The 12844-nt window shown below is 65.5% G+C and carries 10 protein-coding genes; 6 read left to right on the forward strand and 4 right to left on the reverse strand.

Features of this window, described 5'->3' with window-relative positions; all coding sequences use genetic code 11:
- Positions 1-2: 2 nt before the first annotated feature.
- Positions 3-1133 (reverse strand): acyl-CoA dehydrogenase family protein, encoded by a 1131-nt coding sequence (locus RhoFasB10_RS19280; RefSeq protein WP_068431955.1) that lies wholly within the window; start codon positions 1131-1133, stop codon positions 3-5.
- Between the two features lie 349 nt (positions 1134-1482).
- Here RhoFasB10_RS19280 and RhoFasB10_RS19285 point away from each other — a divergent pair, with 349 nt between their 5' ends.
- Together RhoFasB10_RS19285 and RhoFasB10_RS26815 are read left to right on the forward strand one after the other, a co-directional pair.
- Positions 1483-2724, forward strand: a complete 1242-nt coding sequence (locus RhoFasB10_RS19285; RefSeq protein ID WP_068432103.1) for an aminotransferase class I/II-fold pyridoxal phosphate-dependent enzyme — start codon at positions 1483-1485, stop codon at positions 2722-2724.
- Positions 2721-4217 (forward strand): NAD-dependent epimerase/dehydratase family protein, encoded by a 1497-nt coding sequence (locus tag RhoFasB10_RS26815; protein WP_068431958.1) that lies wholly within the window; start codon positions 2721-2723, stop codon positions 4215-4217. Before RhoFasB10_RS19285 ends, RhoFasB10_RS26815 begins: the two co-directional genes overlap by 4 nt.
- On the opposite strand, the gene RhoFasB10_RS19295 is transcribed toward RhoFasB10_RS26815, so the two are convergent.
- Both RhoFasB10_RS19295 and RhoFasB10_RS19300 read right to left on the reverse strand, forming a co-directional pair.
- Positions 4141-4653: a DUF1992 domain-containing protein gene (locus RhoFasB10_RS19295; protein WP_068431961.1), complete on the reverse strand. Its 513-nt coding sequence runs from the start codon at positions 4651-4653 to the stop codon at positions 4141-4143. The genes RhoFasB10_RS26815 and RhoFasB10_RS19295 overlap by 77 nt on opposite strands.
- An 81-nt stretch (positions 4654-4734) precedes the next feature.
- Positions 4735-4980 (reverse strand): modification methylase HgiDII, encoded by a 246-nt coding sequence (locus RhoFasB10_RS19300; protein WP_068431965.1) that lies wholly within the window; start codon positions 4978-4980, stop codon positions 4735-4737.
- A gap of 77 nt (positions 4981-5057) precedes the next feature.
- On the opposite strand from RhoFasB10_RS19300, the gene RhoFasB10_RS19305 reads away from it, so the two are divergent.
- From RhoFasB10_RS19305 to RhoFasB10_RS19315, 4 genes are read left to right on the forward strand one after another with little or no spacing between them, the layout of a single operon-like run.
- Positions 5058-9596: an ATP-dependent helicase gene (locus tag RhoFasB10_RS19305; protein WP_068431968.1), complete on the forward strand. Its 4539-nt coding sequence runs from the start codon at positions 5058-5060 to the stop codon at positions 9594-9596.
- Between the two features lie 2 nt (positions 9597-9598).
- Entirely contained in the window at positions 9599-10381 is a 783-nt protein-coding gene (locus tag RhoFasB10_RS19310) for a DNA-formamidopyrimidine glycosylase family protein (protein WP_068431971.1), read from the forward strand.
- A 29-nt stretch (positions 10382-10410) separates the two neighbouring features.
- Positions 10411-10533: a hypothetical protein gene (locus tag RhoFasB10_RS26700; protein WP_261769047.1), complete on the forward strand. Its 123-nt coding sequence runs from the start codon at positions 10411-10413 to the stop codon at positions 10531-10533.
- A gap of 11 nt (positions 10534-10544) precedes the next feature.
- On the forward strand, positions 10545-11087 hold the full coding sequence (locus tag RhoFasB10_RS19315; RefSeq protein ID WP_068431974.1) for a hypothetical protein: 543 nt from the start codon (positions 10545-10547) through the stop codon (positions 11085-11087).
- A gap of 13 nt (positions 11088-11100) precedes the next feature.
- On the opposite strand, the gene RhoFasB10_RS19320 is transcribed toward RhoFasB10_RS19315, so the two are convergent.
- Positions 11101-12837, reverse strand: a complete 1737-nt coding sequence (locus tag RhoFasB10_RS19320; RefSeq protein ID WP_068431977.1) for a glycerol-3-phosphate dehydrogenase/oxidase — start codon at positions 12835-12837, stop codon at positions 11101-11103.
- Between the last annotated feature and the right edge of the window lie 7 nt (positions 12838-12844).

Consider the following 12844-nt stretch of genomic DNA (forward strand, 5'->3'; position numbering starts at 1 on the left):
CCTCACACGAACGCGAATTCGTCACCGCCGTGATACTTGGTCAGCGTCTCGGAGATGGTACGGCGTGACGGCGGATGAAACGCGTACGCCTGAATGGCAGCCGCGAGGTAGCCGATCTCGGGCGACTTGATGAATCCGATGCCGCCGAGCGACTCCATCGCAGCAGAGCTCGCACGCACCAGAGCGTCACGAATCGCGATGCGGCAGAACAGAAGTCGGGCGGACAAATCCTGCCCCCGCGCCCCGGAATCGAATTCCCACGCCACGGATTCGATTGCAGCCATGCCGTTCTCGATATCGGCCGCCGCCCTGGTGTAGCCCTCGAAGTCGCCCTTGTCCGCCGCGAGGAGTTTCTCCAACAGCATCGACGCGGCGCCGAGGTAGTTGGCCGTGATCAGCATGCCGAACCACAGGTAGCCCGTCATCTCGTGAATGCCGTCGGGATCGTCGTCGATGTTGAGCAGCACGAAACTTGCCGGCACCTCGACGTCGTCGAGCTTCACCTCGTCGCTCTGCGCGCCGGCGAGGATGTCGGTGTCCCAGAACCGGTTCACGGTCACCCCGTCCAGATTGGACGGAATCAACGCGACCGCACGCTCGCCGTCCTTGTCGCCGACGCCTTCGACCTCGACACTCGCGGTCAACAGATCCATCGAACCCGACAAGCTACAGGGCTTCTTGCTGCCGTTGATGATGTACGTATCCCCCCGCTTCGTCGCCTTCATCGTGGGGATGAACACGCTGCCGCCCGGATTTCCCTCGGAGAAACCCGATGCGATGACGGCTCGCTGCTCGACGAGCGCCGCGATCAACGCACGGTCGTCGTCGGACGCCTCCTGCGCGAATTCGTTCAGCGACGCAATGGACAGATGATGCATGGTCGTCGCCGCACCGAGCGACGGCGACCGCGACCCGATGGCCCGCTGCGCGCGGACCGCGTCGAGTGCCGTCGCGCCCAATCCCCCGAGATTCTTCGGAACGATGAGCGCGGTACCCCCGGCTTCTCGGAATTTCGCAATGGCATCACCGCTACGACCTTCGAGATCGGCCAAGGGCGTTTCGTCCAAATAGTCCAGAAGACCCGGAAGATATTTCTCCAGAATTTCGCGTTCTCGAACCATCAATGCAGTCATGTTTCTCCTTCGATGAATACAAGAGTGATATGCACACGAGCGGTTCGCACCGTGGGCATGACTGAACAGCGACAATCGAATTCGCAACCGGACGGCGATCTACCCGCAGTCTCACCTGCCGAAACCTCCGGTTCGAGGTTTCTTGTGTCGATGGAAACCGGGTTGCGAGTTTGTTTTGTCCGTAAAACGAGTTTCGATCTGCGGAAATGGAAATTTCCGCTCCGAATTCGTTCTCCACACCCATCCGATTACGCACCCGCGCCGAACTACTTCTCGAGTTCGCGACCATCGAATCTACGTAGTGCTCGACTTCCGTGCACCCGACGATGCCCTAGGAGACCAGGGACAGATGACCGTAAACCGATTGATCAAGAGACTCGACGGCGACGACCGCGTCGAATTGCTTCGCTCCGTTCGTGACGCCGACGTCAGCCCCTATTTCCGCGTCATGGAATCGGCAACCGCGCCCGTCGTACAGGTCGAAGGCGTGGACAAGATCATGTTGGGTTCCAACAACTATCTGGGACTCGCCGACCACCCCGACATCAAACGCGGCGCCCGAGAGGCGCTGGACACCTTCGGCTCCGCCATCACCGGGAGCCGACTGCTCAACGGCACGATGGATCTCCACCTCGAATTGGAGAACGAGATCGCCGAATGGCATCGCACCGAGGGGGCCATGGTGTTCACCACCGGCTATCAGACGAACGTCGGCACGATCAGCGCTGTCGTCGGCAAACAGGACGTCATCGTCGTCGACTCCGCAGCGCACGCGTCGATTCGCGACGGAAGCCAGCTGTCCGGTGCCCGAATTCGCAAGTTCGCACACAACGACCTGCAGGATCTCGAAGCCAAGCTGCAGGAACCGGTCGACGGCGACAGTGCCGTCCTGGTCATCGTCGACGGTCTGTATTCGATGGAAGGTGATCTCGCTCCGCTCGACGAAATCACCGCCCTGTGCACGAAATACGGTGCAGCACTGATGGTCGACGAGGCACACAGTCTCGGCGTCTACGGCGACCGGCTGACCGGCGCCGCCGAACTGTTCGGAACCGAGAACGACACCGACATCCGTATGGCCTCTCTGTCGAAGAGTCCCAGTTCCACCGGCGGATTCATCGCAGGCTCGAACGACCTGCTCGACACACTGCGCATCCACGCCCGCGCCTTTCTGTTCACGACGTCGGGGGTGCCGGCAGCAGTGGGTGCTTCCCTCGCGTCGGTCAGGCTCATCCGCAGCGACGAAGGTCGTCAACGCGCCGACCGCGTACTGCACAACGCAGAAACACTACGAAAAGGACTGGCCGACGCCGGTCTCGACGTCGGCGCGCGATCGAGGACACCGGGCGGTGACACCGCGTCTCCGATCGTGTCACTGCACGTCGGCGACGATCTCGTCGCAATGAGCCTGTGGCGCACGCTGTTCGACCGAGGCATCTTCACCAGCGCGGCTCTGCACCCTGCAGTCCCACGCGACGGGGCCCTGTTGCGGCTGTGCGCGATGGCGTCGCACACGGATTCGCACATCAGGACCGCGATCGAGACCATCACCGACACGGTCGCCGAAAGCCGCGCGGAGCTGCCGTCGTGACACTTCGCATCGCGGTGACCGGAGCGACGAGCGACTTCGCTCGGGCGATACTCCCTGGATTGCTCGACGACGACGACGTCGAGTCGGTCGTGGGAATCGCGCGTCGACGGACCCCCCTCGTGCACCCCAAATTGCAGTCCGTTCGGTCCGACATCCGATCTCCGGAGATGGAACACATCTTTCGGGGGTGCGACGTCGTCGTCCATCTCGCGTTCGTCGTGGAGGAGCTGCGCGACAAACGAACGACACACGACATCAACCAGCGCGGATCGCGCAACGTGCTCGACAGCGCGTACCGCGCAGGCGTACGACGCATGGTCATCGCGTCGAGCATCAACGCGTACGGCCCGGACATCCACGACGAGCCTCTGACCGAGAAGGACTATCCCGCAGGCGATCCCGACCGGTACTACTTCCACGACAAGGCCGAGGTCGAGCACTACGCGGAATGGTGGCTGCGGCGACACCCGGGCGAGATGGCTGTCAGCATGCTCCGGCCGACGTACATCATCGGTCCCGACTTCTCCAACGACGGCATCGATCAGTTCACGTCCACGATCGGCGCATTCCCACAGGCTGATCGCGCGTCGTACCAGTTCCTGCATCAACACGACCTCGCCGACGCGTTCCACCGGGCGGTGAAACAGGATCTCGACGGACCGTACAACGTCGGGCCACGCGACTGGACAGGCGTGCGTGAACTCGCTGCGATGCAGGGTCAGAGGCTGTTCGACGTGCCTGAACGTGCGGCCGTCGTCGCCGCGAACATCGCCTTCCGTCTGGGCCTCACGCCGTTCTCGGGCCAATGGGTGACGGCAGGCGAACCCGTCGTCGACTCGACGGCCCTGCACACGGCCACCGGATGGTCGCCGACGCTGACGTCGCGAGAATGCGCGGCAATCATGATCCTGCTGCAGGGACGGCCGATTCTCCTGCCCGAATACGCTCTCGAACGCGACGCCGCGTGTGAGGCAGCCCTGGCACCGGCATCGGCAGTCGTGGGCGTCGCCGCAGGTGAACACGTTCAACTGCGGACACCCGACGGAAGTGTGCACTGCGAAGTGCATCGTGGGGGTGGGCGCAGGACGATCGTCCTGCCTGCCCGACCTGGCTCACACGCTCGCTATTGCACTCCGCTGGCCGTGGAACTGCGAGAGCGCGGGTACGACGTCGTCGCGGTCGATCCACCGGGGCACGGGCTCAGCACCGGCCCTCGCGGCCGCGTCGACCAGGCGCAGTTCGACAGGGCTGTCACCGAAGCCGTCGAATATGCGCGGCGCACGTTCGGTGGACCGATATCCATCGTCGTCGACGAGGGCACCCGCTCGCCGTCACCCGACGACCCCTTGGTCCCGACGCGTGTGCGGGGCCGCGTGTCCGTCGCGACCTACGTGACGGCACGCACGATCGACGACGTCATCGCGCACATCGGGCCCGCAGGCGCTGCCACCAGCCAGGCCGCGTCGTCGGCGCCGCAGACGATCCGGGGCTAGACGCACGGGAGGCCCGGGCGGCCGCGTCGACCGCGGCCCGGTTCACCCGCCACTGCTCGACCCACGCGTCGACGTCGACCGGAGAGATGGGAATCAACGGAGGCGACGGCACCCGAATCCAGGCGACGACGCGGGCGTTCAGATCGTGCAGATGGCTGCGGACAGACTCCTCGAGCCGCATGTCGATCAGGACGGCCGGAAGTTTCTCGATTTCCTTGCGTAGCTGCAACGATTCGGGCAGGAGCGCATCGGTGGACAGGTTCTCTCGTTTCAGATAGCCCTTGATCCACCACAACTCGTCGTGCGGACCGGTCCCCTTCGGGATCGGCTTGCCTGCGCCCTCGAGGTTCTCGAACGCGCCCTGCTCCTGCGCTTCTCGAATCTGCTTGTCGACGAACGACTCGAAAGTGACGCCGTGCTTCTTTCTTTCCGTCACACATCGATGATGCCTGTCGGGCGCCTTCGGCGCACGTGAGTACTTATGTAGAGCGGGCTCTACATTAGTACTCACATGGCGTCAGCCGTACTGCTCGACCAGGCGATCGAACTCGGCCCGGTCGATCAGCTGCGGCTCGCCGATCGCCAGTGCCTGCGCGTACTTCGCGGCCAGGTGGTAGTCCCGCCCAAGGGGACCGCGCTCACCGTCGTCTTCCTGGACGCTGGCGCCCGGCGGAACTTCGTTCTGCAGGCCGTTGGTTTCCTTGCCCAGTCGAGCGTCGAGTTCTGCGGTGATCTTCTGCATGATCTCTTGGTCGTCGGTCATGGCTGGTCCAGTACCCAGCGAGCGCCGTCCCCACACGTTCGAGGTTCGTTGTCGGTGCCTCGGGGCATCATGGTCGAATGGCCCGAAAAGTAGAGACCGACGCGACGGCGGCACTCGCGCGTTTCTCCGCGCCGACGCAGGAGTGGTTCGCCGGCGCGTTCCACAGTCCGACGTCCGCGCAGGCAGGGGCCTGGGAAGCAATCTCGAGCGGTCGCCACACGTTGGTCGTCGCGCCGACCGGTTCGGGCAAGACGCTGTCGGCGTTCCTGTGGTCCATCGATCAGCTGGCCACCCGGGACGTCCAGGCCGAACGCAAGACGAAAGTTCTCTACATCTCGCCGCTGAAGGCCCTTGCGGTCGACGTCGAACGCAACCTGCGCGCACCGCTGGTCGGTGTCACTCAGACGGCCAAGCGTCTCGGCCTCGAACCGCCGGACATCTCCGTCGGTGTCCGGTCCGGCGACACAAGTCAGGCCGACCGCCGCACCATGATCAAGACTCCCCCGGACATCCTCATCACCACCCCGGAGTCACTGTTCCTGATGCTGACGTCGTCGGCGCGCGAGGCTCTGACGCTCGTCGACACCGTCATCGTCGACGAGGTCCATGCCGTCGCAGGCACGAAGCGCGGGTCGCACCTCGCGCTCTCGCTCGAACGCCTCGACCTGATGCTGCCGAAACCCACGCAACGCATCGGCCTGTCCGCGACGGTCCGGCCGCACGAGGAGGTCGGCCGATTCCTCACCGGCGCTGCGCCGATCGAGATCGTCGCCCCGCCTGCGCCGAAGACGTTCGACCTCACGGTGCAGGTGCCGGTCGAGGACATGACCGAGCTCGGTGTCACCACGCCCGCCGAAGGAGACGCGTCGGCCGCGCCGCAGCAGGGGTCCATCTGGCCACACGTCGAGGAGAAGATGGTCGACCTGATCCTCGACCACAAGTCGTGCATCGTCTTCGCCAACTCTCGTCGCCTGGCCGAACGTCTGACGGCCCGACTCAACGAGGTGTACGCCGAGCGACTCGGCGACGGAATCGACACCGCACACGGGCCCGCGTCGCAGCTCGGCAGCTCGGGCGAGGTCAACCACGGGGCCGAGCCGCTTCTCGCGCGCGCCCATCACGGCAGCGTCAGCAAGGATCAGCGCGCCCTCATCGAGGACGACCTCAAATCCGGCCGACTGCGATGCGTCGTCGCCACCAGCAGTCTCGAGCTCGGAATCGACATGGGCGCAGTCGATCTCGTCGTTCAGGTCGAAGCACCCCCGTCCGTGGCGAGCGGACTCCAGCGCGTCGGACGCGCCGGCCACCAGGTGGGTGAGATCTCGAAAGGCGTGCTCTTCCCGAAGCATCGCACCGATCTGATCCACTGCGCCGTCACCGTCGAGCGGATGACGACCGGCAAGATCGAAGCGCTTGCCGTACCGGCCAATCCGTTGGACATCCTCGCGCAGCAGACCGTTGCGGCGTGTGCACTCGAGCCCATCGACGCACACGACTGGTTCGACGCGGTCCGGCGCACCGGCAGCTTCGCGACCCTGCCGCGCTCGGCCTACGAGTCGACGCTCGACCTGCTGTCCGGTCGCTATCCGTCGGACGAATTCGCCGAACTACGTCCTCGCCTGGTGTGGGATCGCGACGCCAATACCCTCACCGGCCGTCCCGGGTCGCAGCGGCTTGCCGTCACGTCCGGCGGTTCGATCCCCGACCGCGGACTGTTCACGGTGTATATGGTCGGCGAAAAGGCCTCTCGCGTAGGCGAACTCGACGAGGAAATGGTCTACGAATCGCGCGTCGGGGATGTGTTCGCACTCGGCGCCACCAGTTGGCGCATCGAGGAGATCACCCACGACCGCGTGCTCGTCAGCCCCGCGTACGGTCAGCCCGGGCGTCTGCCGTTCTGGCACGGCGACGGCCTCGGCCGTCCCGCCGAACTGGGTCGGGCTCTCGGCGAGTTCCTCCGCAGTACGTCCGAACGCGAGGGCCTCGACGCGCGACTGAGCGGCGACGGTCTCGACGCCAACGCGGTCACCAACCTGATCTCGCTTCTCGACGAACAGAAGGAGACGACCGGGCAACTTCCCACGGACCGCACGATGATCGTCGAACGGTTCCGCGACGAACTGGGCGATTGGCGCCTCGTGCTGCACTCGACCTACGGCCAGCAAGTGCATGCCCCGTGGGCACTCGCGATCGGCGCGCGGCTGATCGAGCGCTACGGCATCGACGCGGCACCGACGGCGTCCGACGACGGCATCATCGTCCGACTCCCCGACACCGACGACAATCCGCCCGGCGCCGACCTGTTCGTGTTCGACAGCGACGAGATCGCCGACATCGTCACCGAGCAGGTCGGTGGTTCGGCGCTGTTCGCATCGCGCTTCCGTGAATGTGCCGCGCGCGCACTGCTTCTTCCCCGACGCAATCCGGGAAAGCGTGCACCCCTGTGGCAGCAGCGGCAGCGCGCGTCGCAACTGCTCGATGTCGCCCGCCGCTATCCGACATTCCCGATCCTGCTCGAGACCGTGCGCGAATGCCTGCAGGACGTGTACGACCTCCCCGCTCTCGAAGAGATCCTTGCGCAGATCGGGCGTCGGCAGATCCGGATCGTCGAGGTCGAGACACCGTCGCCGTCGCCGTTCGCCAACTCGTTGCTGTTCAACTACGTCGGCGCGTTCATGTACGAGGGCGACAGTCCGCTCGCCGAACGTCGTGCGCAGGCATTGTCGCTGGACTCCGCGCTGCTCGCCGAGTTGCTCGGTCGCGTCGAACTGCGGGAACTGCTCGATCAGTCGGTCATCGAGACCACCGAACTCGAACTGCAACGCCTCGTGCCCGATCGGCGCGCGAAGGACATCGAAGGCGTCGCCGACCTCCTGCGTCTACTCGGCCCGCTCACCGCCGACGAGGTCGACGCCAGGACCCACGGTGACGAGTCGCGACTCTGGCTGGACGAACTGGTCTCGGCCAGACGAGCGTTGGAGGTCACGTACGCCGGGAACACGTGGTGGGCCGCGATCGAAGACGCCAGCCGCCTGCGCGACGCGCTCGGTGTACCCCTTCCGATCGGAACGCCCAACGCGTTCATCGAACCGGTCGACGACCCGATGATCGATCTGATCAGCCGCTACGCCCGTACGCACGGACCGTTCTCGGTCGACGACGTCGCAGCACGGTTCGGTATCGGAACCGCCGTCGTACGGGGTGTATTGGCAACCCTCGGCGCCGACAAGCGCGTCGTCGAAGGCGAGTTCCGGCCCGAGAAGACCGGGAGCGAGTGGTGCGACGCCGAGGTGCTGCGCAGGCTCCGGCGACGGTCTCTCGCGGCCGCACGACAGGAAGTGGAACCTGTCGGCACCGCGACCCTCGGGCGCTTCCTCCCGGCGTGGCAACACGTCGACAGTCGCCAGCTCAGTGGCATCGACGGAGTGGCGTCGGTCGTGGAGCAGCTTGCGGGAGTGCCCATTCCGGCGTCGGCGTGGGAGTCGCTCGTTCTGTCGTCGCGCGTGCGCGACTACTCCCCCGCGATGCTCGACGAACTGACCTCCACCGGTGAGGTGGTCTGGTCCGGCCACGGGTCCATCAGCTCGAAGGACGGCTGGGTCTGTCTGCACATGGCCGACACGGCGCCCCTGACATTGGCGCCGCCTGCCGAAGCAGACCTGTCGGAGTTGCAGATCAACGTGCTCGACGCCGTCGCGGCAGGCGGCGCGTACTTCTTCCGCCAACTGTCCGACACCGTCGGCAGCACCGACGACGACAGCCTGGTCGCAGCATTGTGGGAGCTCGTCTGGGCCGGCCGCCTCAGCAATGACACGTTCGCGCCGTTGCGCGCCCTGCTGAACGCCACCACCACCAGGTCGGCGCCGAGCCACCGGGCGCCCAGGCGCACACCGCGTCTGCGGTCGTATCGGCGATTCGAGCGCCCGACGCTACCGTCACGCAGCGGTCCGCCGACGGCGGGCGGACGCTGGTCCCGTGTCCCCGAACTCGAACCGGATCCGACCGTTCGCGCGCACGCCACCGCCGACGTGCTGCTCGAACGGTACGGCGTCGTGACGCGGGGTTCCGTCATGAACGAGGGAATCCCGGGCGGGTTCGCGACGATGTACAAGGTGCTGACGACATTCGAGGACTCAGGTCGCAGCCGACGCGGCTACTTCGTCGATTCGCTCGGCGGCGCACAGTTCTCGACATCCGAGGTCGTCGACCGGCTGCGCAGCTACGACGAGCGGGAGAAGACAGGGGCCGTCGTTCTGGCTGCGTGTGATCCCGCCAACCCGTACGGCGCCGCGCTGCCGTGGCCGAAGCCCGACGACGACGTCGACACCCCGCGACACCGACCGGGACGCAAAGCAGGTGCACTCGTTGTCCTGCACGAGGGCGAACTGACTCTGTTCGTCGAACGAGGAGGAAAGACCGTGTTGACGTTTTCCGACAACGAGGAGGTCACTGCGACGGCCGCACAGGCGTTGGCCGCGACGGTGAAGCGCGGTGGCGTCGACAAGCTGCTCGTCGAACGCGTCGACGGACACGACATCCACGGCACCGACTTCTCGAAAACGCTTGTCACAGCGGGTTTCTCTGCGACGCCGCGCGGCCTCAGGCTCCGGGGGTAGCCGTGCCCGAAGGCGACACCGTCTATCGTGCTGCGAACAAACTCCGCGCCGCACTCGAAGGAAAAGTGCTCACTCGCTGCGACATTCGTGTGCCGCGTTATGCCACAGTCGACTTCACCGGTCAGACCGTCGACTCGGTCGCATCGCGCGGCAAGCATCTGTTGATCCGCGTGGCAGGTCATTCGATTCACAGCCATCTGAAGATGGAAGGGACGTGGCAGGTCTATCCCCACGGCGCGAAGTGGCGGCGACCCGCATTCCAGGCGCGGGCGATTCTCGAGAACGACGACGCGACGGCAGTGGGCTTCGAACTCGGCGTTCTCGAGATTCTCGAGAACGAGGACGAGGCCGTCGGCTACCTCGGTCCCGATCTGCTCGGCGACGACTGGGATGCAGGCACAGCCGTCGCGAACATCTCCGCCGATCCCGACCGCGCCGTCGGTCTCGCGCTGCTCGATCAACGCAACCTCGCCGGCTTGGGCAACGTGTACCGCAACGAGATCTGCTTCCTTCGCGGCGTCGACCCACGTACCCCGGTGCGCGAGGCAGGCAACATCGGCAAGATGGTCGACCTGTCGTATCGAACGATCTGGGCCAACAAGGACCGCAACCAGCGCGTCACCACCGGCGACCGTCGGGCGGGCCGCCACTTCTGGGTGTACGGCCGAGAAGGAAAACCGTGCAGGCGATGTGGCACGACGATCGAGTTCGGGCTCCTCGGCGACAATCCGATGGAAGAGCGGCAGATCTATTACTGCCCGTACTGCCAGCCCAGTCCCAGCTGATCCACAGGAAGTCGCGCCAGGATCGAATCATGATCTTCTTGGCGATACTCACCCTCGTCGCGATGGCCGCGTCGGGCCCGATGGCAGCACGTGCTCCTCGGTCGCTCGTCCGTACCCGAGAACAGCAGATGGTCCGCGCCGCGCCGCACTAGGCTCCCTCACCATGGCGCCGAATCTGCGACACCTGCTGCATCGCCCGCTGCTGTCGCGCACCGACCCGCTCGACCGCGAGAACGCGGCCAGCCGGATCAGCGCCTACGTGTACGGCAACATCCTGATTCTCGCTGCGCTGATTCCCCTTACGTCACCGGAGGAACACACGTTTCAGGGAGTCGCGATCGTCGTGGGCACCGGAGTGTCGACCTTCGTGGCGCACGCGTTCGCCGAAGGGGTAGGGCAGACCGTGCGCACCGGCTCGCATCTGTCGCGCGCGGGACGGTGGGAGCAACTACGCGACTCGGTGCCGATCCTCAGCGCAACGGTCCTGCCCGCAGCTCTGCTCGCCGTCGGCTGGTGGGGACTGCTCGACCCGGCGATCGGTCAGATCGCCGCCGAGGTCGTCATCATCGCGCGCATCGCGTCGACCAATTTCGTCATCGGCCGCTTGCGCGGCGAGAAACCAACGCGCGGAACGCTGCTCGGATCCATCGCGTTGGCCGTCGCGGCTGCGCTCATCGTGTCCGTCAAGATAGTGCTGACGCACTGACGGAAGGCACAGGTCAGTGCGTTCCGGGCTGCACCGGTTCGAGGATCTCCTGACGCGCCTCCGGGGCGACGACGCGCAGTGCATCCGCAGAATCGTCGTCCGGTTGCATCTGTGATTTGATCTCAGCCTCCACGCGCGCCGTGTAGGTGGTCACCTCTCGATCGACGTCCGACGCATCCCATCCGAGAATGGGCGCCACCAGTCCCGCGACCTGCTCGGCACAGTTGACGCCGCGGTGCGAGTATTCGATGGAGATGCGTGTGCGACGCGCCAGGATGTCCTCGAGGTGCAACGCGCCCTCGGCCACCGCCGCGTAAACGACCTCGACCTGCAGGTAGCTGGGCGCGTCGGTGATGGGCTGCAGCAGATACGGCTTGTCGGCTGCCAGCGCGAGAACGTCGTCGATCAGCGAACCGTACCGATCGAGCAGATGCGTGACCCGATAGGGATGCAGACCGTACATCTGGGCGAGGTGGTGGGTCTGGTTGACCAGCGCGAAGTAGCCGTCGGCACCGAGCAGCGGCACCTTCTCGGTGATCGACGACGCGACGCGCGCCGGAATGTCGTCGGACGCGAGGTCGACGGCGTCCTTGGCCATGACCCGGTACGTCGTGTACTTGCCGCCCGCGATGGCGACGAGTCCGGGCGCAACGCGCGCGACGGCGTGTTCACGGGACAACTTCGACGTCTCGTCGCTCTCCCCCGCCAGCAGCGGCCGCAATCCGGCGTAGACACCGTCGATGTCCTCGTGCGTCAACGGCGTCACCAGAACCGTGTTGACCTCGCCGAGGATGTAGTCGATGTCGGCTTTCGTCGCCGCCGGGTGGGCGAGATCGAGCTTCCAGTCGGTGTCGGTGGTGCCGATGATCCAATGAGCACCCCACGGGATGATGAACAGCACGGACTTCTCGGTGCGCAGAATGATGGCCGCCTCGCTGACGATGCGATCGCGCGGGACGACGATGTGCACGCCCTTGGATGCGCGAACACGGAACCTACCGCGTTGCGACGACAACGCCTGGATCTCGTCGGTCCACACACCCGTCGCGTTGATGACGACGTGGCCGCGTACCTCGGTGGTGGCACCGTTCTCCGAGTCCCGCACCCGCACGCCCGACACTCGATCGGCTTCGCGCAGGAATCCGACGACCTGCGTCGACGTCCGAACGACGGCCCCGTACTGAGCCGCCGTCCGCGCGACGGTCATCGTGTGCCTCGCGTCGTCGACGACGGTGTCGTAGTAGCGAATTCCGCCGATCAGCGACTTGCGCTTCATGCCGGGAGCCATCCGCAGCGCGCCGGAGCGCGTCAGATGTTTCTGCGCGGGAACGGACTTGGCGCCGCCCATTCGGTCGTACAGAAAGATTCCCGACGCGATGTAGGGACGTTCCCAGACACGATGCGTCAGCGGGAACAGGAATTTCAGCGGTTTGACCAGGTGGGGAGCAAGTGTCGACAGCGACAGCTCGCGCTCGTGCAGAGCCTCACGCACCAGCCCGAACTCGAGCTGCTCGAGGTAGCGCAGACCGCCGTGGAACATCTTCGACGAGCGACTCGACGTACCGGACGCGAAGTCACGTGCCTCGACGAGCGCCACCTTGAGCCCACGCGTCGCCGCGTCGAGTGCCGCTCCGGCTCCGACCACGCCACCGCCGACGACCACGACGTCGAACTGTTCGGATCCCAGCTGCTCCCACGCGTCGTCGCGCGCCTGTGGCCCGAGGGATGTGGTGTTCGACTTGTTGCTCAAGAACTCG

The sequence above is a fragment of the Rhodococcus sp. B10 genome (assembly GCF_011770055.1).
Classification (GTDB): domain Bacteria; phylum Actinomycetota; class Actinomycetes; order Mycobacteriales; family Mycobacteriaceae; genus Rhodococcoides; species Rhodococcoides kyotonensis_B.

Excerpts from the sequence above, each read along its gene's own strand:
- RhoFasB10_RS19300 (WP_068431965.1), bottom strand. The coding sequence starts at position 4,980 with ATGACCGACGACCAAGAGATCATGCAGAAGATCACCGCAGAACTCGAC.
- RhoFasB10_RS26700 (WP_261769047.1), top strand. The coding sequence starts at position 10,411 with ATGATCTTCTTGGCGATACTCACCCTCGTCGCGATGGCCGCGTCGGGC.
- RhoFasB10_RS19315 (WP_068431974.1), top strand. The coding sequence starts at position 10,545 with ATGGCGCCGAATCTGCGACACCTGCTGCATCGCCCGCTGCTGTCGCGC.
- RhoFasB10_RS19280 (WP_068431955.1), bottom strand. The coding sequence starts at position 1,133 with ATGACTGCATTGATGGTTCGAGAACGCGAAATTCTGGAGAAATATCTT.
- RhoFasB10_RS19305 (WP_068431968.1), top strand. The coding sequence starts at position 5,058 with ATGGCCCGAAAAGTAGAGACCGACGCGACGGCGGCACTCGCGCGTTTC.
- RhoFasB10_RS19285 (WP_068432103.1), top strand. The coding sequence starts at position 1,483 with ATGACCGTAAACCGATTGATCAAGAGACTCGACGGCGACGACCGCGTC.